This is a genomic window from Arthrobacter sp. MPF02 (genome assembly GCF_046605375.1).
In the GTDB taxonomy this organism is placed as follows: domain Bacteria; phylum Actinomycetota; class Actinomycetes; order Actinomycetales; family Micrococcaceae; genus Arthrobacter.
The window spans coordinates 1,889,849-1,913,249 of the sequence record NZ_CP176772.1 but is presented as its reverse complement, the minus strand read 5'-3'; the positions used below and the strand labels follow the sequence as shown (position 1 = coordinate 1,913,249).

At 61.4% G+C, this 23,401-nt stretch carries 25 protein-coding genes and 1 pseudogene; 18 read left to right on the top strand and 8 right to left on the bottom strand.

Translation table 11 applies throughout. From position 1 onward, the window contains the following. The first annotated feature begins 44 nt into the window (after positions 1-44). Together ACLH0K_RS08985 and ACLH0K_RS08980 are read left to right on the top strand one after the other, a co-directional pair. Positions 45-1,502, top strand: a complete 1,458-nt coding sequence (locus ACLH0K_RS08985) for a hypothetical protein (protein ID WP_411373302.1) — start codon at positions 45-47, stop codon at positions 1,500-1,502. A 248-nt stretch (positions 1,503-1,750) separates the two neighbouring features. After that, on the top strand, positions 1,751-1,972 hold the full coding sequence (locus ACLH0K_RS08980; RefSeq protein WP_411373301.1) for a hypothetical protein: 222 nt from the start codon (positions 1,751-1,753) through the stop codon (positions 1,970-1,972). Between the two features lie 71 nt (positions 1,973-2,043). On the opposite strand, the gene ACLH0K_RS08975 is transcribed toward ACLH0K_RS08980, so the two are convergent. Next, positions 2,044-2,547, bottom strand: coding sequence for a DUF805 domain-containing protein (locus tag ACLH0K_RS08975; protein WP_411373300.1), 504 nt, complete (start codon positions 2,545-2,547; stop codon positions 2,044-2,046). 455 nt (positions 2,548-3,002) lie between these two features. Between ACLH0K_RS08975 and ACLH0K_RS08970 the strand changes: the two genes are divergently transcribed. From ACLH0K_RS08970 to ACLH0K_RS08960, 3 genes are all read left to right on the top strand, one after another. Further along, positions 3,003-3,362, top strand: a complete 360-nt coding sequence (locus tag ACLH0K_RS08970; RefSeq protein ID WP_411373299.1) for a hypothetical protein — start codon at positions 3,003-3,005, stop codon at positions 3,360-3,362. A 61-nt stretch (positions 3,363-3,423) separates the two neighbouring features. Then, the gene (locus ACLH0K_RS08965) at positions 3,424-4,089 is read left to right on the top strand and encodes an ATP-dependent DNA ligase (RefSeq protein WP_411373298.1); all 666 of its coding nucleotides are present in this window, start codon (positions 3,424-3,426) and stop codon (positions 4,087-4,089) included. Positions 4,090-4,240: 151 nt separating this feature from the next. Further along, positions 4,241-4,501, top strand: coding sequence for a hypothetical protein (locus ACLH0K_RS08960; RefSeq protein ID WP_411373297.1), 261 nt, complete (start codon positions 4,241-4,243; stop codon positions 4,499-4,501). Positions 4,502-4,516: 15 nt separating this feature from the next. On the opposite strand, the gene ACLH0K_RS08955 is transcribed toward ACLH0K_RS08960, so the two are convergent. Beyond that, the gene (locus ACLH0K_RS08955) at positions 4,517-5,590 is read right to left on the bottom strand and encodes a pentapeptide repeat-containing protein (protein ID WP_411373296.1); all 1,074 of its coding nucleotides are present in this window, start codon (positions 5,588-5,590) and stop codon (positions 4,517-4,519) included. Positions 5,591-6,699: 1,109 nt separating this feature from the next. Between ACLH0K_RS08955 and ACLH0K_RS08950 the strand changes: the two genes are divergently transcribed. The 8 genes from ACLH0K_RS08950 (at position 6,700) to ACLH0K_RS08915 (ending at position 13,398) form a co-directional block, all read left to right on the top strand. Then, the gene (locus tag ACLH0K_RS08950) at positions 6,700-7,866 is read left to right on the top strand and encodes a hypothetical protein (RefSeq protein WP_411373295.1); all 1,167 of its coding nucleotides are present in this window, start codon (positions 6,700-6,702) and stop codon (positions 7,864-7,866) included. Positions 7,867-7,871: 5 nt separating this feature from the next. Continuing rightward, a complete protein-coding gene (locus ACLH0K_RS08945) occupies positions 7,872-8,489 on the top strand; it encodes a hypothetical protein (RefSeq protein WP_411373294.1) in 618 nt (205 codons plus the stop codon). A gap of 232 nt (positions 8,490-8,721) precedes the next feature. Beyond that, on the top strand, positions 8,722-9,606 hold the full coding sequence (locus ACLH0K_RS08940) for a hypothetical protein (RefSeq protein WP_411373293.1): 885 nt from the start codon (positions 8,722-8,724) through the stop codon (positions 9,604-9,606). A gap of 139 nt (positions 9,607-9,745) precedes the next feature. Continuing rightward, the gene (locus tag ACLH0K_RS08935; RefSeq protein WP_411373292.1) at positions 9,746-11,377 is read left to right on the top strand and encodes an AAA family ATPase; all 1,632 of its coding nucleotides are present in this window, start codon (positions 9,746-9,748) and stop codon (positions 11,375-11,377) included. A gap of 9 nt (positions 11,378-11,386) precedes the next feature. Beyond that, positions 11,387-11,815, top strand: coding sequence for a hypothetical protein (locus tag ACLH0K_RS08930; protein ID WP_411373291.1), 429 nt, complete (start codon positions 11,387-11,389; stop codon positions 11,813-11,815). After that, entirely contained in the window at positions 11,815-12,036 is a 222-nt protein-coding gene (locus tag ACLH0K_RS08925; protein ID WP_411373290.1) for a hypothetical protein, read from the top strand. The genes ACLH0K_RS08930 and ACLH0K_RS08925 overlap by 1 nt, the downstream gene beginning before the upstream one ends. Then, the gene (locus ACLH0K_RS08920) at positions 12,033-12,788 is read left to right on the top strand and encodes a helix-hairpin-helix domain-containing protein (RefSeq protein ID WP_411373289.1); all 756 of its coding nucleotides are present in this window, start codon (positions 12,033-12,035) and stop codon (positions 12,786-12,788) included. Before ACLH0K_RS08925 ends, ACLH0K_RS08920 begins: the two co-directional genes overlap by 4 nt. Beyond that, entirely contained in the window at positions 12,781-13,398 is a 618-nt protein-coding gene (locus ACLH0K_RS08915; protein ID WP_411373288.1) for a 4Fe-4S single cluster domain-containing protein, read from the top strand. Before ACLH0K_RS08920 ends, ACLH0K_RS08915 begins: the two co-directional genes overlap by 8 nt. A gap of 16 nt (positions 13,399-13,414) precedes the next feature. Here ACLH0K_RS08915 and ACLH0K_RS08910 read toward each other — a convergent pair whose 3' ends face one another. Continuing rightward, the gene (locus ACLH0K_RS08910) at positions 13,415-13,657 is read right to left on the bottom strand and encodes a helix-turn-helix domain-containing protein (protein WP_411373287.1); all 243 of its coding nucleotides are present in this window, start codon (positions 13,655-13,657) and stop codon (positions 13,415-13,417) included. Positions 13,658-14,032: 375 nt separating this feature from the next. On the opposite strand from ACLH0K_RS08910, the gene ACLH0K_RS08905 reads away from it, so the two are divergent. Continuing rightward, on the top strand, positions 14,033-14,725 hold the full coding sequence (locus ACLH0K_RS08905; RefSeq protein WP_411373286.1) for a DUF6994 family protein: 693 nt from the start codon (positions 14,033-14,035) through the stop codon (positions 14,723-14,725). A gap of 27 nt (positions 14,726-14,752) precedes the next feature. Here the strand turns inward: ACLH0K_RS08905 and ACLH0K_RS08900 are convergent. After that, positions 14,753-15,412, bottom strand: a pseudogene (locus ACLH0K_RS08900) (PspA/IM30 family protein); the annotation flags it as partial. Between ACLH0K_RS08900 and ACLH0K_RS08895 the strand changes: the two are divergent. Together ACLH0K_RS08895 and ACLH0K_RS08890 are read left to right on the top strand one after the other, a co-directional pair. Continuing rightward, positions 15,293-15,973, top strand: a complete 681-nt coding sequence (locus tag ACLH0K_RS08895) for a transglycosylase SLT domain-containing protein (RefSeq protein WP_411373285.1) — start codon at positions 15,293-15,295, stop codon at positions 15,971-15,973. The pseudogene ACLH0K_RS08900 and the gene ACLH0K_RS08895 overlap by 120 nt on opposite strands. Positions 15,974-16,293: 320 nt before the next feature. Continuing rightward, a complete protein-coding gene (locus tag ACLH0K_RS08890) occupies positions 16,294-16,851 on the top strand; it encodes a hypothetical protein (RefSeq protein ID WP_411373284.1) in 558 nt (185 codons plus the stop codon). A 175-nt stretch (positions 16,852-17,026) separates the two neighbouring features. On the opposite strand, the gene ACLH0K_RS08885 is transcribed toward ACLH0K_RS08890, so the two are convergent. From ACLH0K_RS08885 to ACLH0K_RS08875, 3 genes are all read right to left on the bottom strand, one after another. Next, positions 17,027-18,049 (bottom strand): heparin lyase I family protein, encoded by a 1,023-nt coding sequence (locus ACLH0K_RS08885; protein WP_411373283.1) that lies wholly within the window; start codon positions 18,047-18,049, stop codon positions 17,027-17,029. 319 nt (positions 18,050-18,368) lie between these two features. Then, on the bottom strand, positions 18,369-19,100 hold the full coding sequence (locus tag ACLH0K_RS08880; RefSeq protein ID WP_411373282.1) for a hypothetical protein: 732 nt from the start codon (positions 19,098-19,100) through the stop codon (positions 18,369-18,371). A gap of 55 nt (positions 19,101-19,155) precedes the next feature. Beyond that, positions 19,156-19,458: a hypothetical protein gene (locus ACLH0K_RS08875; protein ID WP_411373281.1), complete on the bottom strand. Its 303-nt coding sequence runs from the start codon at positions 19,456-19,458 to the stop codon at positions 19,156-19,158. 482 nt (positions 19,459-19,940) lie between these two features. Here ACLH0K_RS08875 and ACLH0K_RS08870 point away from each other — a divergent pair, with 482 nt between their 5' ends. Further along, positions 19,941-20,591 carry a hypothetical protein gene (locus tag ACLH0K_RS08870; RefSeq protein WP_411373280.1) on the top strand — a complete coding sequence of 217 codons (651 nt, stop codon included), beginning with the start codon at positions 19,941-19,943 and terminating at the stop codon, positions 20,589-20,591. A 323-nt stretch (positions 20,592-20,914) separates the two neighbouring features. Here the strand turns inward: ACLH0K_RS08870 and ACLH0K_RS08865 are convergent, their stop codons facing one another. Beyond that, positions 20,915-22,339 (bottom strand): hypothetical protein, encoded by a 1,425-nt coding sequence (locus ACLH0K_RS08865; protein ID WP_411373279.1) that lies wholly within the window; start codon positions 22,337-22,339, stop codon positions 20,915-20,917. 369 nt (positions 22,340-22,708) lie between these two features. Here ACLH0K_RS08865 and ACLH0K_RS08860 point away from each other — a divergent pair, with 369 nt between their 5' ends. After that, positions 22,709-23,269: a hypothetical protein gene (locus ACLH0K_RS08860; protein ID WP_411373278.1), complete on the top strand. Its 561-nt coding sequence runs from the start codon at positions 22,709-22,711 to the stop codon at positions 23,267-23,269. The last annotated feature ends 132 nt before the right edge of the window (positions 23,270-23,401 follow it).

Sequence of the window (23,401 nt, the reverse complement as noted above, 5' to 3'; positions counted from 1 at the left end):
ACGATCTCCGAGCCTCGGCCAGCCAGGTTTCGGTGGATGCCGCGATGAAGGACGCCCTGCCAGACGACATCCAGGTCAGTGAAGCCGTCAACCTGGAACTCAAAGACAAGCCCTTTCCTGACACCGGTGCCGACATTGTCTTCGACCTCGACGAGCCAATTCCGGAGACGGAGACCGCTGTTGTTGCCCACTGGAATGAAGATCTCGATGAGTGGGACCCGGTAGCAACATCGCTGTCGGAGGACCGGAAACAGTTATCCGCTCATGTTGAGCATTTCTCCATGTACGGCGTGCTGAAACTGGGCGAGGATGCTTACAACCTCGTGGGCAGGGCTCTTGGGAACCTGACCACTCCCCCTCACTGCTACGGCGAGGAGCCTTCCTGGTCCGAGACCATCTTCACCGATGACCAGAACGGCCCAGTTCTCTGGTGCGTGGGAAGGGATGTCGGCGGCAGCGAGATCCTTGAGGTCAAAGTCGTGATGAACCGGCCTGTGGTCGGAGTGGTCAAGACCGGTATAAAACCCAAGGAAGTGAAAAGCGACGTGCTCGGGAACGTCTCAGCCGACCTTCCAGCCCAAGTCCTGGGCGCGGTGACGACACTCTCTGTCAGCGGAAGCAACAACTACCTGATTCAACCTCACGGACAGTACAGGTTTCTTTTCGAAAAAAACGAGCTCTATGCTCACTGGCGAGACGACTCCTCTGTCCCGCTTATTGAGGTGGGCACCAGCGCTGGTGGCGCCATCGCCGGCCTCGTGTACGAGGTAGCCAGCGAAACTATGGGCGATAAGTTCGCCTACGCCTTCACCGAAGCGGCAATCGTTGAGTGCCTGCAAGGCGGCCTGAATCAACTCGAACAAGTGGACGCAAGCGCTTTTTCGGCAGCGACCACATGCTTGTCAGGTTCGCTGGATGTAACGGAGCGCTTGGCGAAGGATGCAAGCCTCAAGCTCGGCCTTGACCCGTTGAGTAAGAGTCAAGAGAAAACGTTCGTGAAGCTCGGCAAGAATCTCCGCCACATCCTGAAAGTGCTGACGGTGGTGAAGCTGGGGATGAGTTCGACCGGCTTCGGCCTGGACCGTGCTCTGGACCCCGGCGCGACGCGGCTGATGTTCTTCCCAACGGATGTGAAAGCCGCACTAGCAGACTTGCAGACCCGCGTTCTACCGGACGTCGGGCCGGACGAGGCTTTGATCGGCACCTGGAGAGGCCCGGTCTATGGCTTTCAGGACGGTTACGACCTGGTGCTCACTGTGACAGCCGCAGGGGGCAAGCTGGCCGCCACTGTCGATTACCCGCAGCTGCAATGCTCAGGAACCTGGACTGAGAAGAAGCGGGAGCCTGGCAGCATTACTTTCCGGGAAGTTATCACTGCCGATGCCCAGAGGCGTTGTGTGCGTGAGCTCGATGCCGTGCTCAAGCGGACAGAATCTGGGCCGCGCATCTCCATCAGAAGCCAAGTGGGAGGCTGGATTTACGCCGATCTCGTGAAGCAGTAGAAAGGCGTTGGCCGACCTTTATACGTCGGGGGGCCGGCTGCTTAGACAGCGACCTCAGCAAGGAGTGCCGCGGCCACCTGCGGGGCGACGATGTTGCCCACCTGCAGGTACTCCGGGACCGGCTGCCGGGAAACCGTTGAGCAACCCGGCCTGCGAGCTGGTCAGCTGGGCAAACCTCGATCGGTGAGGCGTCCAAGGCCAGGTTCCAGGAGATGGCCGAGTAGCTGTCACGCTTCGGCACGGTCGACATGGCACTCAACGGCCCCCGCGCCATCCGCTTCGGCCCCGGCAGCAAATTCGGAGGCGACCGCGTGCCGTACGAGTTCAAGGCCTTCCATGGCAAAGCGGAGAGTGACGCGGCCCGCCGCTCAGAAGAGACAAGATCCGTCGTCAGCGCAGCTGCGAAGGGTGTCCAGGAGAACCCGGCCGCGCTGAAGAAGTCGCGGTTCGCCGGGCTGTTCGGCTGGTAGAACAAGCCAGAGACACGAAGAAGGGGAAGGCCAAACCGGCCTTCCCCTTCTTGTTTACCTGGCCCTGTTGGCTATGCCGTGGGCTGGTCGTACTGCTGGCCGCGCGGATCCGGGCCCAGCAGCATGAACACCAGCAGGATGATGCCTCCAACGAACGGGATCAGGCCCAGCAGGATCATCCAGCCGCTCTTGTTGCTGTCATGCAATCGCCGCACTGATACCGCCAGGGACGGGATGAGTGTGGCCAGGCCGAAGATGACGAGCAGGGCACCGGCGATGAACGTTCCCGGGCCGGCGGTGGAGCCGTAGGAGGTGTACTGGACGCCGGACTGGAGGATGATGTTCAGGACGATGCTGACGACGACGGATACAAGCGTCCACCACCAGTATTCGCTGCGGCTGGCACGACCCGAGAACGTGGCGTACTTCTGGAAGACCCGCTTGACGGCAGCTGAGAACGGGGCGCCATAGTACGGGGCCCACAGGGGCGGTTCCTTGCCTGCATAGGGCTGCTGGGACGGGTACTGCTGCTGTGCCGGATAGGGCTGTTGCGACGGATATTGCGGATTGCTCAAGGTTATTTCCCCCAGATGCGAAGTGATGAGACAGGCTGATCTTACGGGCAGCCACGGAAGAAACAATCAGCTCAGAAGTAACAATTCCCCAATTTCCGCGAGGGACTCTCTGCCGCCTACACGCCGCCAGTGTTCCGTGTCCTGCGCCAAAGCTCAGCTGTATTCATGAAGTAGGACTGCGCGCAGCCGGGTGTCACGGGTGTTCACGCGGCTGGTCCTGCCGCCCGTGAGGTTGCGCAGGGCTAAAAATGTCGAACACCTCATCAAGAACCAGAATGGGCACCGCATCCAGCGCGTACCGCTACGGCCACGACCCCCGGGAAGGTGCGGGGCTAAGGGATTGCGCCCGGCTGGGACACCAAGGACTCGACATTAGAGACGCCGAGGCTGCGACCAGCCGGGCGGGCAAGACCATAGGATTCGAGAATCGTCACTTACCTGAAAGAAACAGATTCTTGAATACTCGCTTTGCCGCAGCCTCCGCTGCCCTCCTCATCGCCCTCACTGGCTGCGCCTCATCCGGCTCTGCATCGGCACCGCCGAGCTCCGAATCCGCTGACGACCGAAACAGGGCCATTGCCGGTTGCGGCGTCGTCGGCAAAATGCTCAACGGCGACATTCCGGTCAATGCCGATACCTACGAGGAAGTGGAAAAGACGCTGAGGACCCTGGCCAGCAGCGGCCCCGGTGAGGTGAAGACCACGGCGCAGTTCATCCTCGACGACATCGACGGCAAGCACAACGCCACCGACGCCGAAAACGAAGCGCAGATCGAGAAGTTCAAGGACTACTGCATGAACTACACGGTCGACTGACGGACGTCAGCCCTGGCCGCCGTACCTCGGGGCCGCCGGTGGATCCGGCGCCCGGGGTGGGGTGGCCGCCTTTAACGACCCCACGCCGGGACGCTGCCCGGCTGCAACCGAAACCCTGGTGCTGACATGCCCTCCCTGCCACCGCACCTGCAGCCGCCCCCTGGCCCTGGCCGCAGCGAAAGCGGTAAACCGCATCCCCAAGCCGGCAGCTCTGCCTGGCGGGTGTCTTTATGAGCCCAAGTGGGATGGCTTCCGGACGTCACTGACCGTCACCGATACAGGCGCCGTGCTTTTCTCCAGGCAAGGCAAGGATTTGACCCGTTACTTCCCCGACGTGATCGCTGCCGCGGAGGAGCACATCCCGCCCGGCTGCATCGTGGACGGCGAGACGCTGTTCTGGTCGAACGGACGCCTGGACTTCACCTCGCTGCAGCAGCGCATGATCACTTCCAAGGCCGCGCTGCCGGCGTTCATCCGTGAGCGCCCCGCCTCCTTCGACGTCCTCGCAGTCGCCGGCCAGGACACCCGGGCCTTGCCGCTGCGGGACCGCCGAGCCCTGCTCGAAGAACTCGCCCGGTCCTGGAAGCCGCCGCTGAACCTCTCCCCCGCCACCGCCGACTCGGACGAGGCAGCCACCTGGTTCGAGCAGCTGCCCTCGACCGGGGTGGAAGGCCTGGTTGTGAAGAACTCTGGCCAGCCGTATGAGGCGGCGTCCGGCAGTGGCTGAAGGTGAAGCACCGCCAGGACCTCCATGTCGTCTGCGCCGCTGTCATCCGCCGGCGTGACCGCCCCACCGCGGTCATCGCCGGCTCCCATCGAGGATCTGCTCTGGGTTGTGGGCCGCTCCGTCCAGCTGACCGCCGCAGCATCCAAGGCTCTTGCCGCGCACCTGCACATCCCCCGGGAGAACCATCCGGTGGCCGGAGGAGATCAGGCCCGGCACCCTGGACCGGTTCACGAAGGACAAAGCCCCGGTCCGGCTGACCCTGGTCGAACCGATCGTCGTGGAGGTCTCCGCCGACGTCGCCTGGTCCGGCAGCTCATTCCACCACCCGCTGCGGTACCTTCGCGCCCGGCCCGAACTGAACCCTAACGAGGATGAAGTTCTGGAGCACCTTATCCGGGATTGGAGTCGGTAGTGAGTGACCGAATCGTCATTCGGGTGGCCACTCCTTAGGAAGGACGTTCGGGGGCTTGCTCTTACCGTCCCAGTCGAAGGTCGGCGCCGGATCCCATTGTGCGGGTTTGGCGAAGTCGACCTGCCCTTCTCCAAAGTCGCAGCCCCTGAACGTGGTACCGCCTGTACCGAACGCTGCACCAGAGAACGACGTCTCCCCTCCGCTGAATTTCGCTCCGTCAAACTTCGTGCGACACTCGAACCTCGCGTCCGCGAATGTAGTTTTGCCTGCACAAAAGTCGGTACTTTCAAATTGTGCATACCAATAAAATAGGGCCCCCAGAAAGAGGGTCTTCTCGCCGGCGAAGACGGCCCGATCGAATGAGACATTCCTGAACCTGGTCCAGACAAATGAGGTTTTGACTCCCGTGAACTGCGCCCTGTCGAAGAGGGTCCTGGCTCCTGCAAATCTTGCCCCTTGAAAGTCCGCATCCTCGAAGATCGCACCCCGGAAGTCGAGATCACAGCGTGACCACGATTCCCGGGCTGTCTCCTGCAAATGAGCAGCTATGACCCTAACTATTGTCTGGCGAACCTCTCTATCGTTCTGCCTGTAGAGGTACCGGTGCGTCGACTCATTCCCGTTGCCGGTTGAGACCTTGTCCTGCAGCTCGCTTTCGTGATTAGCCCCTATCGCTGGGGAGTATGGCAGGCGCAGATAACCACAAAGAACGTCAATGCACTGCTGCCGTTCATGGCCGGAAGCTTCATCAGCGGCTCCAGCCATCGCGTAGACACCAGCCATCCGAACTGCTGGATCCAGATCTCCCAGCTGGCTAGCGGCTGCACTGAACCGCTCAATGAACCTGCTTTCCTCGGTACCCTGCTGCCGCCTGTAGGCGACCACCAGGGCCACCACGCCACCGACACCGGCAACAATGGCCAGGGAAAACTGAGTGAGGTCTTTTGGCTGGATGGCTTCAGATCCGGTGGGAAGGACTCGTTGCAGAACGCCATACGCGACGAAGGCAGTGGCAGCCGCAACGATGACGGCGGCGAGGACTGCAGTCGACAGTCTCGCACGCCTCAGGAATCGCGAAAGCCCATCCAACAGCTCCGCCGCGGCGAGTCTTGCGGCATCGACTACGTTAGAAGGCCGGACCTGCCGCAGAAACCGCACGACCCTGGCTCGCTGCTCGGCCCGAGTTCTATGCACTTGGTACCCCCAGGAAGCCTAAGCAATCCTTCATGCCGTAATGGTCACACTGCAGGACCTTTTTGGGGAGGGTTTGGGCTACCGTCTTGAACGTGGGGTTCCCTGAAAGACAATCCGCTACTTCCAGTTCTGACTGCCCCTTTGCGAAAAAGTCGCTCCCGCGATGACAACGCCGCCGTCGTCCCTCGGGGTGCATCCTTTCCAGGGCGCAGCGTTATTGGTGTGCAGGTGAAAGCCCAGTTTCACCAGGCTCTGCCGCGGGTAGCCGGAGCGGGCCCTCCACACACACATGGCGGGCATGAAGACTTTCCGCGGTTACGTCAAAGCGCCCGCCTCCATGTTCCGCCGAGAACGGCGTGACGGTATTCCGGCCGCCTAACGATTACTTGGCACCGTTTATCCTGGCCCCGCGACTGCACACAGGGCCGAAGAGCAGGGAGGTTGTCCGGTCTGAGTAAGCCGCCTGCCAGGAATGTCGAGTTCGACCTGAACGACGGCGAGTTCTCCAGGTCCGGGAGGATCGACAGAGGGCCACATGGGCACAAATCGACCGGTAACTTCCTTGGCTACCGGGCTGCCTACCGCGCCGCTGTTGGCAAGAACGCGCAGGGATAATCAGTTCGGCAAGCTCCCGATGATGCGGGGATAATCCTGGTTTCAGCCGCGAGCCTAACCTGGCGATGTCCAGCCGGAGCCGCTAATCGTCGGTTCCCCGTCTATGATAGCGACGACGACTTTGCCGTCGGCCGAGGTGAGGGACCGGTCCACAAGCTCGTCTCCGTCGGAGATGCCGGCGCCTTTCAGGGGGTGCCCCGGACACCCGGACCAGGAAGGTGCTGGCCCATCCCTGATGAGGTGCCGCTTGAGGTCGCCCCTGCCTGAAAGGTAGTTCTGGGCCGGGCTGGCATCTGAACCTTCGCCGAGCTGCGGGAACCAAATTGGAGGCACTCACTTGGGTAGGCGATACTTACTGCCTAGTTGATAAATACGATTTTGGGGGCCCTGTGGGACTTGAAGAAGACGCCGTAGTTGTTCCACTCGTTCCGATAGAAGCGGAGCTCAGCACGGAGGTCATGCTCCGCATGCTGCTGAATCGCGAGGCGCTCGTCATCAGCCGGGGCACAAAGCCGGCAGAAAGCACTTTTACAGGCATGGTCGCGCCAGCCTCGGGAGCGTTCGCTAAAGCAATCAGTCAAGCTCTCGGACAAACTGGCCGTGTCGCTTCGAACGACGGCCTGTACCAGGTCATCCTGCCGAGCGGATCGGTGGCACGAGATCTCGTCCCTGCTGTTGGTGGCGGCTTTCGTGGAATTGCTCGCGCGGCAGGATCAACAAAGATCGCTGGACATGTACGCCTCGTGCCGGCTGCTGCCGGAACTGGCGCCACCGTTGCGGCCGGACCTCTCATCGCTACCGTGGGCCTCGCCGTAGCGGGAGAGATGCTGGCACAGTATCAGATGAACAAGAAGCTGGACGCGATTAAGAACGCCGTGATCGGGATGCAGTTCCGCATGGACGAAGACGAGCGTTCGGTCATAGCAACTGCGGAGCAACAAGCCCGCAATGTGGCGGGCTATCTGCTGGATCAGGCGGAGCTACCCCATATTTCGTCCGTTAGTTACGCATTCGGTGAGCTCGACAATTTGACCACTACTTACATACGTCGGCTTGACCGGTGGCTGGAGGTAGCGGAGAAACGCCATGGCTCGGACAGGGTGTACGGACCGGATCTCATGAAGGAACTCGTCGGCAAACGGGAGAACCCGGTGCGGGAATTCGAGCAGATGGTGAGCCAGACTTACCAGGCATTGGCGCTGCGGGCTCGAGTTGTCGTGCTCGAGAAAATCGCAGCTGAGTTCTCGAATGCAGATCGGCCGCTTCCACATGTCGAGAAGGTACTGCGCGACCAGCTGTCAGGACTCGCGAAGCGACAGGAGCAGCTTGTGGGTCTCATCGATGACCTCAATGTCTTGCAGATCGATTCGAGCAAGGTACCGGTCGCATTCGCAGGTAAGGGCACACTCGAAGTTCGCACGAGCTTCGGCCGCCTCGCCCGCGCGCTTCACTCGACCCCTGACAGCCTGCCGCTTTTGACGGAATCCGATCAGACAGTTCTCGAGCTTGCCCCAACGGCAGAAGGACTGGACGTTATCGCACCAGGCGACACGTAGCCAGTGTGGAATTGGCTTTGAGCATGACAAAAGAAAACTCGACATCGAACCACCTGACCGGTGAGACATGGGAGGTTCTCCTCCGTGCGCACGAAGACTTCCGATCGGCTGCCGCGCCGGCCTATGACGAGGTATTCACGGAAGTCTCCGAACGTGTCCGTGCTTCGACCAGCGTAGGCAAGGCCGACATCGGCGCCCTACTCTTCTGGAAAAGGTTACGCGCCGATACCCGTTGGGTCAGGGACCTGATGGCCATGAGGGACGTCGACGTTCGCCTAGTCACGACTAAGGCTGTTGCAGCTGTCAACGACACTTCCAAGGGCGTACCCGAGGCCGCCAGCGCGGGCCGCGCCGCGCTGTCCACGCTGCCCGGTCTCGCGCGAGGAGATGCTCTGGCATCAGCGCTTTTAACGGCTGCTGCTCCCGAACACATGGCCGTTTACGACCGGCGCGCCCAGAAGGGATTGGAGGCGCTCGGGCTCTCGTTGTCGGCAGCGCGGGGAAGGTATGGACGCTACATGCAAATCGTCGGGGACCTCTCATCTGCGGCGAAGCAATACGGGTACAATTGGTCGGCACGAGAAGTCGACCTTGCACTGTACTGGTTGGGCGGCCAGGTCTGAGCTCGCATAATGGTTCTGCTCCCTCCCACTTGCCCATACCAACAGTCGGTGTACCGAGGGAAGATGCCTAGCCCAGGCATCTGCGGGGGTTTCTCCATTCGGAATCCGAGCCTCGCAGCCTTAGTTCGTAACGCACTCGGCGCATGGATTTCGAGATCGACTGATGGTCCCAGAACCTTTTACCTATAGTTCTCTTAGACCCGATGGCGGTCAGTGACTAGGGGGAATCAGCGTGGGCCTGTTTGGTGCGAAGAAGCAATCGGCGGGGTGGTATGCCGCCGAGGATCCAACAATTTTGCGGTACTGCGACGGCCAGCATTGGAGGGGACAGGCACGGTTGACGGCCTTGGATGATTTCGGACCTCTGCCGTTCACACCCGAGGCGCAGAAGCAAAAGACCCTCAAGGAGCTGCTCGAGCAGCAGTCGCAGATCGAAGCTGCAGTGGCTGCGGCGTCAGCCGCCTGTGGGGGCTTGGACCAAGAGCGGGCAGCCCTGAAGCGGCAGATACACCAGCTCCGTCAGGAACATGCAGAAGTCGTCCATGAAAACTTCCTGCGGGAAATCAACCTGCGAGACTTCCCGACGGTGGCGGACGGATCGGCAAAGATTGCGGAGGCGCTCAAGGACCTGCGGGCGCAGGCCAAGCAACTGATCAGAGACGGGCAGGACCTCTCCAGCAACCCGCCCGTGGCAACGTTTTTCGACACGCACAGTGGCTTGGACAGCCCGACCCGGAAGAGACTGCGCAAAGACATCACGATGATGCTCCTGGGTATTTTCAATGCTGAGCACGAGGCAGCGACGCGGGCCATGCGGTCGTCGGGAAGCCTCGAAACTGCCGTCAATCGCGTTTTGGGGATTCACCAAAAGCTTCATACGGCGACGTTAGGGATCGGAGCGTCGATTTCACCAAAGTACGTCGATCTCAAGCTCAAGGAGACAATGCTCGTTTGGGAGCATTTGGCAGCCCAGGCCATTGAGCGAGCAGAGGCCCAAGACGCTCGTGAGGCGGGAGGAGGCCAGAGCCCAGGCCGAGTACGAGGTCGCGCTGGACCGGCTGGAGAAAGAGCTCGACCATTACCTGAACATGTTGGCGACTATGCAGCGCCAGGGTGACGCCGAAGGGATCGAACGGTTCGAAGGTTGACCGGCTGCACCCTACTGGCCGCATATGACGGTGGGCAGTAATTTCAGCCTCAGAGCTTCTTGGCTGATATAAGCTTCGCTGAGTTGGTACAGAAATTCTGGGGGCAAAGTGAGTGCAAAGATTCCGTTCGTCTTTCGGGAGACGCTGGTCGAGCTGATCCGGGCACGTCACCCAGTCCTCTTGGTCGAAACCCATGAAGGTGACCGCGTCATCGCTGCGGTAGAAGCTGTAGCCTCCAGCCCGGATCTACGGCGTCCGCGTCGGGTTGTTGCCTATACCGTCTCCAAGGGGCTTCACGCCCCGGGCCAGCAGGGGAAGCAAACGGCGCCTGACGCCGCGCTGGCCGAAGCGATCAAGGCCCAGGAACCGACGATCTTCGTGTTTTTTGACCTCCACCATTTCCTCGGGGCGCAGGGCCGTCCGGCCGAACCGACAATGATCCGCGCCGTACAGGACGCCGCCACGGTGTTCCGGACCGGGGAGGTGCCGCACACGCTGGTGATCGTTTCCCCCGGACTGACCCTCCCGAGCGACTTGGAGAAGGAAGTCACGGTGGTTGATTTGCCGTTGCCGACTGCTGGGGAAATCGAGGGGGTCCTGGACGAAATCACGGTAGCCAATGCGGCGTCGATCGTCGTGGACCTTAGCCCTGATGACCGGCAGCGCCTGATCCAGGCCGCCCAGGGGCTAACTCTGGGTGAGGCCGAAAACGCCTTTGCCAGGGCCATCGCTTCCGACCGGCGACTCGACGCATCGGACATCGCCCTGGTACTGGATGAGAAGCGTCAGACTATCCGCAAATCCGGGCTCCTGGAGTTCATTTCCCCTGAGGGGTCGATGAACGACGTTGGTGGGCTGGAAAACCTGAAGAAGTGGCTGAACAAGCGCAACGGGTCTTGGCTGCCGGAGGCCCAGCGATGGTCCATTCCAGCTCCAAAGGGCGTCCTGATCACCGGCGTTCCAGGCTGCGGAAAGAGCCTCACAGCCACCTGCATCGCAACGCTGTGGGGTTTACCCCTGCTGAGGCTCGACGTCGGACGGGTTTTCTCTGGTCTAGTCGGCTCCAGCGAGCAGAACATGCGGGGCGCATTGAGGCTCGCCGAAGCAGTGTCGCCATCCATCCTGTGGATCGACGAGATTGAAAAGGGGTTCGGCTCCAGCGGTAGCGGAGACTCCGGCACCAGTCAGCGGGTCTTCGGGACCTTCCTGACGTGGATGCAGGAGAAAAAGAACCCTGTCTTCGTCATTGCGACCGCGAATAAGATCGATGCCCTCCCCCCTGAGTTCCTGCGCAAGGGCCGCTTTGACGAGATCTTCTTCGTGGACCTCCCCACGAAGGAGGAACGGGTTGATATTTGGCGGATCCAGCTCGAGAAGCGGCTCACCGCTTCATCCGAAGCCAGCGGCGATTTCCCGCTCACCGAAGAGTCCCTTGGCTACCTTGCCCAGCAGACCGAAGGGTTCTCAGGTGCTGAAATTGCCGAGGCTGTCGTCAGCGCATGTTTTGAAGCTTTCTCGGAGCGGCGCAGGCTCAACGAAAAGGACCTAAACAGGGCAATCGCCAACACGGTTCCGCTCTCCGTCACCCAGGCCGAACAGATCAACGGTATCCGCGAGTGGGCGTCAAAGCGCGCGGTAGCAGCCACGTCCATTAGTGCCCGGGAGGACTACTCATCCAGCAGCACAGCCGTGGACACCGACGTCAACTCGTGGCGCGGCGGCCGCCAGATCGACTTCTAGGCGGCAGGCATGAGCCTTGAAGTTCTCCTTATTCCCGTTGGCATTGCTGCGATCGCTGCCATCCGAGAAGCCCGCAGCACCGACCTTTGCGAAAAGTGCAAGACCACCAGGATCACGGACCAGCAGCTCCTTCACGAAGCACTGCTGGCCGTGGGCGCCACAGACCTCAGCGTTGCCGAAGGCCGTATCACCGGTTATAGTCCCTACGGCCGGATCACCTTCCAACGGATCGGCGAGGTTTTCCTGGGCCGGGTAAACAACGCCGAGGACGAGACCACGTCGAATATGCTGGCTGCCTTGGATATGAGCGTCGGGGGGATACTCCAACAGAGGACCGTCGCTTCCCTCCACCTTCGTGCCGCGGAGATGGGGATGGTCCTGGTCTCTCAGACGGCTGCCAACGGTGAAGTCCAACTCGTTTTCGAACAGGCGACATGATGCAGAAGAAAACCATCACCATCACAGTCACAGCCAACGGAGGCATTACAGCCGAAGCGAGCGGTCCGGGACCCAGCTGCACCGACGAGCTGGAAGCCATTCAGCGGCTGCTGCCGGGCGCGGTAATCGCTGATTCAAGGCTGACTCCGGCCTACTACCAGACGGCCAGCCAAGAGGTTGGCACCCAAAACCTACAGCACGAGGCAGATAACGAACGATGACTCCCGAAGAAAAACTGTGTTCCCGCTCCTGGCGGTTGCGTAACAGCGCCGGACTCCTGTGGAGCATTTTCTCCCTGGGCCTGCTCACTGGGGTCGGGTTCCTGATCCGCGGTGTCAAAGCCAAGAACAGGTTGTGGATCGGCCTGGGAATCGGGTTCTTAGTCGTGGGTATCGGGGTCTTTGCGACAGCCGGCGTCAACGAAGGAACGAAGGACGCTCCGGTGACCACGACGGCGAGCACTATTTGGGGCTGGGTCTGGTTCACCAGCTTCGTCGCCGGCGTCGTGACCGCGTTCATCACGAACAAGAAGTGGCTGATCTGGAAGGCGCACGACAAAGACGTCAAGTGGTACGCCCAGGCCGGCGCTTCGCAGCCGACAGCGGCCAGTTCACCGGTTCACGGCTACGACCCAAGTGCTGCAGCGCCAGCCTTCGAACCCCAGACAGCACCGCCGATGACGGCCCCTTCACCCGCACCGGCTGGCGCTCTTGACGTGAACTCGGCCTCCGCCCCAGAACTGAGCGCGGTACTAGGCGTGGACAGTGAAATGGCCAACCGCATCCTTGCAGCCAGGCAGTCCTTGGGTTCTTTCACTTCCTTTGAGCAGCTCATGTCCAAGGCTCAAGTGCCGCCCCACCTTCTCATTCCGCACCGGGCCAAGATGACCTTCGGAGCCCCGGCCAACGCACCTGCTCCCCAGCCGGAACCGCCCAGCACCGGCTCCAAGTCAGGCCGAAAGCTCTTTGACTGACGGGTACGTCCGGGTAGGGCGTGTCCTGCACGGCACCACGGCAGAAGGCCCTGGCCTGCGGACGGCCATCTGGTTCCAGGGATGCAGTATCCAGTGCAAAGGCTGCATCAACCCTCACCTGTTCAATGCCCGTGGCGGAACCGATACGCCAGTCACTGAAATCATCGAGCAAGCCGTCAGCGCCGGCGTAGAGGGTCTCACGCTCATCGGTGGCGAGCCCTTCGACCAGTCTGAGGCCGGCGCGGCGCTTGCCGCCGCAGCCCATCACCGGGGTCTGGGCGTGATCGCCTTCTCCGGCTATGAGTACGAGTCACTGCGTGGCCGCGATGACGAAACGACTGCGTTCCTGGCGCACGTGGACCTGCTCGTTGACGGGCCCTACCAGGCGTGGAACGCCGAGACGCGGCGGGCCCTTGTCGGCTCCGGGAACCAGCGGTTCATACACCTTACCGACAGGTACAACACCTACCGGCCTGAACTCGTCGCAAACAGGGTAGACATCCGTGTCCGCCCCGACGGCTCTATCCAGCTGGCAGGTTTCCTGGACACGAGCGGCCTCTCCGTTCTTGCCCATTCCACCGACACAAGCAGGACGTTCCGCAAGTCCTAATCGGCCATGTGGTGGCCTATGCCTCCCCGTCCTCCTTGAGCTCGCCAGCAGCAATGCGTTCCGCGGTCCGGCGGTACGCCTCGGCGATGTAGTCTTCGATGTCCTGGCGGCCGATGCGCCACACTCCGCGGCCCCCGACCTGCAGGGCGCGAAGGTCCTCTACACTGATCAGGGCCCGAATGAGGCTTTGCTTCACGTTCAGCTCGGCGGCGGCCTGCTCGAGAGTCAGGAAGCGCTGCGTCTTGGATTCCTCGGTCACCGGATCATCCTATGTGTGGCAGCTCTACTGGCATCGAGTGTTGCCGTCACCGGGCGATGCCCCGTACGGGCGTCCGCTCAAGATCGACACAAGGTATGCCGAGGATTGGCCAATTCTCTTCCGCGCCGTCTTCTCGCTTCTTAGAGTGTTCCCACAGGCAACAACGATGACGTCGGGGGGACGTACGAGCATGAGTGGGATCCAGACCTCAAAGCAAGCGCGAACCGTACAGGCAGTTCCAGCACCGCCCGGGAAGCCCATGACACAGCCCCGGCCAGTACCCCAGCTTGCTGCCCGCAAGGGCAGAGAGCATGAGGTACGGCGCTTGATCCGCGACATCGCCGAACTGGCCATGAGTCGTCAGGGGATGACCGCATGACCGCCGGCGTTGATACGTCCTTCGACTACCACAACGACTCTGACGGCAAGGATCCGGACAAGTACAGCCCGACCCTCCGAAGGCATCACCAAATCCTCTGGAGCAAAGAACTGCCCAAGCGCCGCGGCACGTTTGGCCTGGCGCCGGAAGCCGGATCCAAGCTTACTTACCAGTCCCCGCTTGGCATTTTCCGTCTCTCCAGCGATGCCATTACCACCAGGCTCCTGGGCAAGGCCGCGCGTGTCATACGCACCATTCCCGAGGCAGAAATCCCTCCCTATGGCGGCTACACAGCAGGAAGCGCCCTCGTGTTTCCGGGCATTCAGATTGACGGAAAGTGGACCATCAACCAAGAACGAGGCTGCAACTCCAAAATCGCTGACCGCTTCGATCTGACGTTGGAGTGCATCCGCCGCCACTATCTTGGGATCGAGCCGAACCCTCTCCGTGATGTCCTCAACAGGTATGGGAAGTTCTTCGAACTGTTCGGCGACTTCGAGGGGTATGTCGAGTTCTTCCTGCTGACGGACCTTCTAGAAGAAGACGGCGCCACGGTCAAGTACTTCCACTTCTTCGATGACTTCAGGACCCCTGCGGTCCCGAAAACCAAAGACGAGTATCTGGAATACCTGCGCCGGAAGAACGCCTTCATCGCGGCCCGGAACCGCACTATCGACGCCCAGCCCTAGGCACAACTCCCAAGGCAGGTGGTCGCCCTAGTAGTCGATGGCCTTCCGGTCCATGGATTTGAGGGCGGCGAGCCGGGCCTCCACCTCGGTCTGCTCCCCGAGGTCTTCGAGGGAAGCGAACTGGGCGTCCAGGGATGAGGCGGCGAGTTCCTGCTGGCCGCGGACCGTGGCCTCCTGGCGGCGGATGTTCTCTTCGTAACGTCCGATAGCCGAGGTCGGGTCTCCTGCGGCCAGTGACTTGAGGGCATCGTTGACCTGGGGCTGGGCTGCGGCCACGCGGGCACGGTTGACCAGCTGGTTGCGCTTGGCGGTCAGCTCGTGCAGCTTGCCCCTCATCTGGTCGAGCCCGCCCTTGGGCTTGTCGACAACCTCGTTCTGCGCAGCCAGTCCCGGCTCCTGGGCCTTCGCGGTCGATTCGGCGGTCATCTGCCTCTGAAGAGCGAGCCTGGCGAGGGCGTCGAATTTGTCGGCGTCCACACTGTTCCCGGCGCCCCTGAACTCGTCGGCTTTCCGGGACGCGGCGATAGCCTTGCTGCCCCAGGTGCTGGCGTCGTTCCTTGCCCGTGCATGGTCGTCCTCGGCGATGCGAAGGTTGCCGATGGTCTGGGCGAAGGCAGACTCGGCTTCACGGGTATTGGCCGAATAGTCCCGGATCATCTGGTCCAGCATCTTCTGCGGCCTGTGGGCTATCGCCTCACGGACCGGCACGTCCTGGAGCACCCTGTACTCGCTGAACAACCTGTCCGCCAGCTCAATCATCTCTACCCGGGCCAGGTCATCAAGCTCAGCGGCACTGCAGCCCCGGCACCAGCCCCGGCTGCTCCCGCCCCCGCGGCGCCGTCCACCTCGGGCACCGAGTCGGTCGCGCAGATCAAATCCATGTTCACCGCCACCGCTCAGTCCATGGGCGTTGACCCCGCACTGGCCCTGACGTTCGGCGAGCAGGAATCTAGCTTCCGCCAGAACGTCACGTCCTCGGCCGGGGCCATCGGCGTCATGCAGGTCATCCCGAGCTCGGGCACTTGGGCGTCCCAACTCCTGGGCCGCCAGCTGAACCTGCGCAACACCCAGGACGACATCACTGCGGGCATCACCATCATCCGGCAGCTGGTGAAGACCAGCCCGGGCCTGGGCATCGCCATCGCGTCCTACTACCAGGGCCAGTACTCGGTGATGAGCCGGGGCATGTATGACGACACCAAGGTCTACGTGAACCAGGTCAAGGCGCGGGTCGAAAAGTTCCGCTGATCGTGGCGTGGCCCGGCAGCAAGCTGCTGCCGGGCCTGCTGTCCAGACCCGTTCATCAGGCCACAGGAAACTGCGTCATGGGCGGCCTGGTTCCCGCAGGAGAATCTTGATCCAATCCTGCGTAACGCCGTCCCTCTACAGATTGTGCCGGGGCAGTATCGTCCATACGCGGGGTTTATAGGCCGGTGACCGGCCGTTCTTGGCATTATGGGGGCGATGCCGATTTGCCCCCGTATTCATCTAAGGGCCGCAAGGCCAGGGGGACAGGTAAGTAAATGGGTTGGTGGGACGGAGAGTCTGCCGGTTAGCGCACAGCGCGCATGAACGGCGAGAATGCCCAGCGGATGCAGCAGGGTGCCCGCGAACGGGACGACATCAATTTCCAGCGCAGTCAGGAAGCCGCGTACCAGCGCCAGAACTGGCAGCACGAAACCATGACGTTCGAGGCCGAGCAGCGCCAGGCCCGGGCAGAAGGCCGATACCCGATGTTCGCCAGCCCCGCCCAGGTTCCTGACATGCCGCGCGGCAACGAGGGCCAGCAGCTACCTGTATCGCCGTTCGCAGGAATCCTCGGCGCCGGCGTAATTGTCGCAGGTCTTGTATTCGTCCTGATCGCGGCCCTCATCTGGAGTGTGTTCGCGCTGCTTGCCCCCATCGTTGGGGTGGCTATTCGTGTAATCGTTCTGCTCCTGATCGTTGGAGCCGCAGGGCTCACGGTCGCCTGGCTGATCATGCGCCTTACCGCCAAGGACGACCCGGCCAAGCTCCACCGCGCGAAGCTGTTCAACCCGGTTCGTGTTGCCAAGGTGCTCGTCCTTTTCGTCGGCGACTGGTACAAGGAACGCAAGGGCCGCAGAGCCAGTAAGAAAGCTGTCTAGGAGTTCTTATTCACGGTGCCCCGCACGGAGCAACCACCGCCGGCGTCTAATCCGCTCAGAACCTGTTGAATGCCCCGATCGTGTGGCCGGGGCATGCTCGTACCCAGAATCAATAATCCACCGAGGTACTTCGATAAATGGTGAACCAGGCGGCAGATGAGCTAAGAGCCGACGGTTAAGGGAGGGACGGAACTGTACCCACACTCCTCGACCACCTGTCGGTCCACCACCACCTCGAAGTCGGTCGCTTGATCATGAGCGGCGTGTGAAACACCACGCCCGCGCCAGGAGGGGCAGAACCAGCGGCCAAAGGTTCATTGGTGCGGTAGTAGCCGTATTGGAAGTGAGCCTTTACATCGCCCTCAGGTATTGACGCAGGAAAAGTACGACGGTTGAGCGTTGGCACGAGCCGCACCAGCTTAGGCGGCCTGCGATTGATGCGGAGTTCAACTTCGGCAGTGCCACGGCCGCGGGACGAGAGCTTCTCGTGCACGACGAACTGAACCCATTGGCCGACGATGTCACCAAGCGTACAAATCTCCAAATCGTCGACAGCGCCCCCTGGTTGCCCAGGCCAAGCGGGATAACCCGGAATGCTCGCGGCCACTCTCGTTCCCTGTACGGCGATCGAGAGCCACGAGCAAAAATTGGTCGTCTTGAGGTTTGGCTGACCGGCCTTTTTGGAAAGTAAAAACCGGTCATCGAGCTTGCGCTGAAACAGCGTCGCCCACTTCTGATTTAGGGGAAATTCATTAGGGCTCGCTGGAATGAGGACGGCGAAGGTCACCCAATACTCGTCTCCATCACTGAGGAAACCTGCCGGAGCCACGCGCTCACGCCTCTTCTCGGACGGGTCCACTGAGAAGAACTCTGCACGGGGCGCATCGCCCACCGTTCCCTCGGAAGTTTTGTCACCCTGTGCCAGCTCAAAGCGGTAGGCCGGGAAGTTCCCGCCGGTAATGATCCGCTGAATTGAGTTACGGCGCGGCGTGTCCGCCCACCGCCACACAACCGGCTTCCAGTCCTTCACAGGTGCAGCGTAAACGGCATGTAGGTCTGGGGGCCTGGTTTCGGGGGCGACTGCGGGTTGGCCCCAGGCGGTTTGACGGACGAAGCCGGCTGGGATGGCCTGTCCTGGATCCGCGAGCTTGTCGTAAACGATCTGGCCAGGAGGCACCCACTGGTAATCCTGAGTCATGACGTACCTTCTTTCGTCACCATCTTAAAGCGAATCTGTCCGGCGGTACTGACGCGCGCACGTTTCAAGTCGAAGGACACCGCTGTCCCTTTTTTGGTCGCCAGTGTCGACATGCTGAACAGACGACAGCGCTGCAATTCCAATCCAACTGCCGTTACGCCTGCGTTATCGCGGTGGTCTGGCAGCACTCTCTGGTCCTCCCCCGCCTGTTTGAAAGCGCCGATAAAGCTTATGTCAACCTAGAGAGGCTGATATTGCATCTGATGCTGTTTAGTCCGCCTGGCATCAGAGGGTTCGTGGCTGGTTCCTGAGCGGACGGCTACTGCGCTGTCTTTATCAACTCCATATCGCCCGCAACTTCCCATACGCCATTTTCTTGGGTGATGTCATGACCGTTGGGCGCTGAATATAGTCGGTAATCGCCAATGTAGGGAAGGACGTCAAGGGTGCCTTCAACTGCATCGGAATTGTCAGAAATGCGCAGACCAGTGTTGTTCGTGTGAAGCGTTAGTTCTACCGCATATGGAGTCGCTTCCCCCTCTGCGACACTTATGATCCGGTTAAAGGCGGTTTGTTGGCAGACCTGTTTGAGCGTGTCGTAGAAATCCCCGGACGTACTAGCGAACATAATGTCATGCGCCAACCGATACTGTTCCATGACAAACAGATAGTCATCTCGATCAAGTTGTTCGCTGGGCTTATTCAGGCTGGCTCGTACCGTTTTTTCTGATGGAAAGTAATTAGCGACCTTTTGCATCCGCTCAACAACCGCCGGGATGGTCTCGATCTGCTTAGGAAATTTGTCAATGATAAACGAAGCGGCTTGCTGAACATCATCAAAGGTTTGGAAGGTTTCGCCGTCCTCTGAGTAGAACTTGAAGTCGCTTTCAGAGGCGTTCTCGATGAGAGGCGTGGAAGTAGGTTGGCTAGGAATGGCGGTAGGAGGTGCTGAATTTTCGGGTGTCGCCGGTGGCTGCGTGGCGGGGGAACCTGAGCAGCCGGCCAACAGAAGGCTCAACGTCACGGTTACCAGCAGTAGTCGATGCTTCATGTACTTCCCCCATAGTGCGTAGTTATGTAGCCAATATCTGTCCAGGGCAAACTGGTTAGCCGGGATCTTTGCCGGAACTCGTGGTGGCGAGGGGACCGGAGTTGATCATCTGGACGTTGGCGGCGCTGGCAGCACCGCTGCGTTCCATGTCGAATTCGTTCTGCACCCGGCCGGCGCGCATCAGCAGGTCCAGTTGCTCTTCGCCTTCGCCGCCGAGGCCGTCCAGCCATTCCTGCATGCCTGGGTCGCTGGCCTGCCAGCCGGAGCTCCACCTTCCCGGCTCCACTTCGGTCATGCCCATATCTGCCAGGAACCGCTGTTCCTCCTCGCTGGGCCGCTCGTCCTGCTTGCCGCTCATCGTCTCCCCTGTCGTCCGGCTTCTTGCATCCTAGCGGGACTGCAGGGCGGCAGATGTGGTGGGGCGCGCCGGTTTCGAACCGGCGTCTCCGGGGCATTGGCCCGGCGTCTTTGACCAAAGGCGGTGCTGCCCCAGTGCATCAAGCCGGCCTCGAAGCCGGCGGGTCAGCCATTGCCTTCCCGGCCCAAGCCGTCATGCACTGGACACCGCTCCTGGCGAGCGCTCCAGGGGTGCCCAACTGGTGATAATCTCCCAGAGCTACGTCGCTCGGCTACCGCCTGATGCGACGACGGTTGGATTTGTTCTTGGGGGAAATGATGCGTACCAAAATCACCACAACTGCTGCCGCCGCCTTGGCTCTCAGCATCTCTGGATGCGCAGCTCCCGCATCAGGGCAGGACCCGGCGCCAGCTTCGCCGACGCATGCACAAACGGCATCCGCAACGGCCACCTTCGGACCGATGGACAAGAGAATGCCGGCGGTGATCCGCAAGTCGTTCAAAACCGGGGCCGCCGAACTGGATCGGGCCGGCATCCAGTACGAGGTGCTGGGTGCTGACGGAGAACCCTACGACGTCGTGGCATATCCGCCGGGCTGGGGCGTAACGATCGACAAGCAGAGCATCCGTTGGGGCGAGCCGGTGTCTCCAGGGACGATTGTCCAGCTCACCATCAGCCTCACGGACGCAGACCAAGAAGCCCTGGACGGCATCAAGGCAGCACAGGCATCGTCCTCGGCGTCCGCATCGGCAAAGGCAGAAGCAGAAAAGCAGGCAGCCGATGCCAAGGCGGAAGCTGACAGGAGAGCCGCAGAGGAGAGGGCGAACGCCGAACGGGTTGTGTCGTACGTCGTGGAGGCCGCTGGCCCCATCGGCGTCATCACCTACACGAACTGGGTCGACAACCAGATGGGCCAGGAGCAGGCCTCGGACGTCTACGGCCCGGTGACTAAGGAGTACAGGTTCAGGGACTCGTCCTTCAACTATGGAATGTGGTCACTGGGTGTTTCCGCGCAGGCCGGTGCCGGCACGCCGTCGGTCACCTGCAGGATCCTCGTGAACGGCAGGGAAATCGCTGCGCAAACGTCCACCGGCCCATACTCCGTCGTTAGCTGCCAGAAGGGCGGTTACTAGCCAAATTCAGCAGATAGTTTCCTGCATTGCAGGGCCCCATTAGACATCTGCGAGTCGATGCCTCGAAGGGCGTCCAGAAATTCTTCACCGGGTGCAGGTTTTGGGACAGCGAAGCGTAGGTCCGGCAGAACCGGGTGAGTGCACCTTCAGGAACACGGGCCCGAAGATGGGAAGCTCGAGCTTCAGCGGATCCACGAGGGCCCCGCACCTTCTCCACGCGGTAATTTCACTTGTTCCAGAGCAGGATCGAGCCAGTGTGCACGGTGAACAGCGGGATCGTCCAGAACAGCTGGTTGGAGATACCCAGCACGAGCAGGGTGTCCTCAGTCCAGGCAGGTCAGGCGGTTCAGGCTCACCTCGTCCGGTTCCACACCCGGGAAGGCCTCGATGTGCAGCTTCCTCTCCTCCCCCACGAGCACGTTGTACGCGTTGCCGTGATAAGTGCCGACGACTGTCCCATTCTGAAGCATGTCGACTACCGCATTGACCTTCATGCACCCCTCGGACAGAGGCGTTTGGACCGATAGCTCAACGCACGCAGCGGTCCCATTGCAGGTGTATTGGCTCTCAGGAACCCATTTGGCGTAGAAGTCGCCGACAGGGAACCAGTCCGTCTTTCCGTCAAGTTCAGCCGCGACCACAGGATCTATGCCAGGTGCTGCCGAGGACCCGTTTTGCGAGATCACCCCTGACACGATGATGAGGATGCCAAGGATGCTCGACACCACGAGAAGGGTGAGTCCCGCGGCGTCGGGCTTCTTCTTGCCGGCAGCGTGCTCACGTTGCGGAGCCACCCGGGGGCCGGCCGCCGCAGCGGCCGGTGCCGGTGCCTCCTGTCGTGGCGGGGCGACGGCAGCGGAAATGACGGCATTGATCCTGCTGTGGGCCCGGGCGTCAAAGGCTTCGCGATTCTCCATGATCATCCGGGTGTGCTGCAGTGCAGCCTCCCAGTGGTGAATGCTCCCCTGCGATTCCTGGACCCATGTGTTGGCATCAGCGAGGAGCTTCGAATAGATCCGCTCCTTGGCCTTCTGAACGGCTGTCCGGATATGCTCCCGCGCAGTCCCCAGCGTGGTTAGCGGGTCCTCGTTCCTCTGCCCCGCCGCAGTGCAGACCTGCCAGGCGATGGCGTCAGCGGCTCGGTCGGCGACCTCATCAAGCCGCCCTTTCGTCACTGCCGCCGGTAGTCCCAGATGCAGATCACCGCTGAGATCCACAGGTGTCATGCGCAGCGCAGGGTCGACCAGGAGATTCCAGCCGTGAGGGCGTGCCGGCCAGAAAGGGTCTGGTTCCCAGTCCGGCCCGGGCCTCCATCCTTCTGGCATCCTGGGCCAGCCGGGTGGCGGGTTGAAGACCAGGAGGGGGTGTCTTGAATATGAGTCAGCAGGACGTGGTGCCGCCTGGTCAGGCACGCTGCGGCCGGCCGGCCCGGAGGACCGGACTGCAGCCTTGACCTTGTCGATGTGGGAACGGGTCCGGAAGTACCTGACGGCGTTGATGATGGCGAAGACCGGACCGAAAACGATTGCCCCGGTGAAGACAACGTACGACTCTCCCGGTGACGCCGCGTCGTAGGTGGCCAGAGTCAGGAACCCGCCCACGACGGCGATGCCGACGTTGATCCATGCCCAGACCGCAAACCTCCGAGCAGCCCGCTCCAGCTCGGCAACGATGCCGTTGTCCCCCACCATGTATTCCCTTTCAAGCCACCACGGCGTGATCCGCCTTGGCCAAGCGTAGTGGGCCACCCATCACCTCGGGCAGACCGCGTGGATTATGTCGTCGGGAAGGACGGGGCCTACGGCGCCTGGTCGGCCTGGCCGACGACGGTGAGGAACTGCTTCATCTCCTTAGTGTGGGACGGACAAACGTGACGATTTGGGCGCCCATCACTGTGCCGAAGCCCTTTCAGGTCGTTGACGCCCGCACCACCGGACGGCCACGACGTCCTAAAAGGACTACCCGGGCGGGCACACAGTGCGCGAGCCTCAGCCACCTGCCGTGCCTGCATTCCCGTCTCCAATAGTTGGACCTCCCGGCCTTGACAACTATAGAAGACAAAAGAATGCTTAGAGCACCGGGAACCACAACTATGACTTTGATACCAAGGAGCACCGATGATCCACATCACTGTAACCGCCAAGAAAGCCGTCAACCCCGAGCAGGACGGCCTCGGCCGCCCCTACGTCGGCTACGAAGAGGGCATGACCCAGGACGAGATGTACGCAGCGAACCACGGCGAGTGGGCCATCGGCGCCAGAGCTCAGAAGGAACGCTACGCCCTCTTCGCCTTCGGCCGGACCGTTATCCAGGCCGTAGAGATCGACAACCTGGAGCGGACCACCATCTACAGCGGCGACCCCAACGAGAAGCGCGACGACCGCTACACGATCAACGGCCAGGTCCTCCAGAAGGGCCACCCCGTCTACGACAAGTACGTCGGCAAGGCCTCCCCCGTCAGCGTCGCCCGCAACCCGGTCCGCTACTTCGAGGACCCGGAGTTCGACGGCGAACGCGGCCAGCTGTGCGCCTGCGGCTGCGGGGAAACCACAACCGGCGGTGAGTTCCTTCCGGGCCACGACCAGAAGGCCATCCATGAGCGCATCGCCAGGATCGGCACCGTCGCCGAGTTCCTGAAGTGGATGGACGTCGTCCGCCCCGCCTCACTGGGGCGGTAGGGCCAGGGGCAGCTAGTTCCACCAGTCTCGCTCCAGATCACGGCTAGGTAGCCGATTTGCAGGGCAATGTTTACCGTCGGATAGCACTACCCTCCATCTGCTGATGGAGGCACCCGGTGTCGGCACTCCTCG

Coding starts and splice junctions, on each gene's coding strand:
- ACLH0K_RS08895 (WP_411373285.1), top strand. CDS start 15,293: ATGGTCGTCCTCGGCGATGCGAAGGTTGCCGATGGTCTGGGCGAAGGC.
- ACLH0K_RS08925 (WP_411373290.1), top strand. CDS start 11,815: ATGCAGAAGAAAACCATCACCATCACAGTCACAGCCAACGGAGGCATT.
- ACLH0K_RS08985 (WP_411373302.1), top strand. CDS start 45: ATGAAGGACGCCCTGCCAGACGACATCCAGGTCAGTGAAGCCGTCAAC.
- ACLH0K_RS08875 (WP_411373281.1), bottom strand. CDS start 19,458: ATGAGCGGCAAGCAGGACGAGCGGCCCAGCGAGGAGGAACAGCGGTTC.
- ACLH0K_RS08880 (WP_411373282.1), bottom strand. CDS start 19,100: ATGAAGCATCGACTACTGCTGGTAACCGTGACGTTGAGCCTTCTGTTG.
- ACLH0K_RS08920 (WP_411373289.1), top strand. CDS start 12,033: ATGACTCCCGAAGAAAAACTGTGTTCCCGCTCCTGGCGGTTGCGTAAC.
- ACLH0K_RS08860 (WP_411373278.1), top strand. CDS start 22,709: ATGATCCACATCACTGTAACCGCCAAGAAAGCCGTCAACCCCGAGCAG.
- ACLH0K_RS08890 (WP_411373284.1), top strand. CDS start 16,294: ATGAACGGCGAGAATGCCCAGCGGATGCAGCAGGGTGCCCGCGAACGG.
- ACLH0K_RS08980 (WP_411373301.1), top strand. CDS start 1,751: ATGGCACTCAACGGCCCCCGCGCCATCCGCTTCGGCCCCGGCAGCAAA.
- ACLH0K_RS08905 (WP_411373286.1), top strand. CDS start 14,033: ATGACCGCCGGCGTTGATACGTCCTTCGACTACCACAACGACTCTGAC.
- ACLH0K_RS08930 (WP_411373291.1), top strand. CDS start 11,387: ATGAGCCTTGAAGTTCTCCTTATTCCCGTTGGCATTGCTGCGATCGCT.
- ACLH0K_RS08885 (WP_411373283.1), bottom strand. CDS start 18,049: ATGACTCAGGATTACCAGTGGGTGCCTCCTGGCCAGATCGTTTACGAC.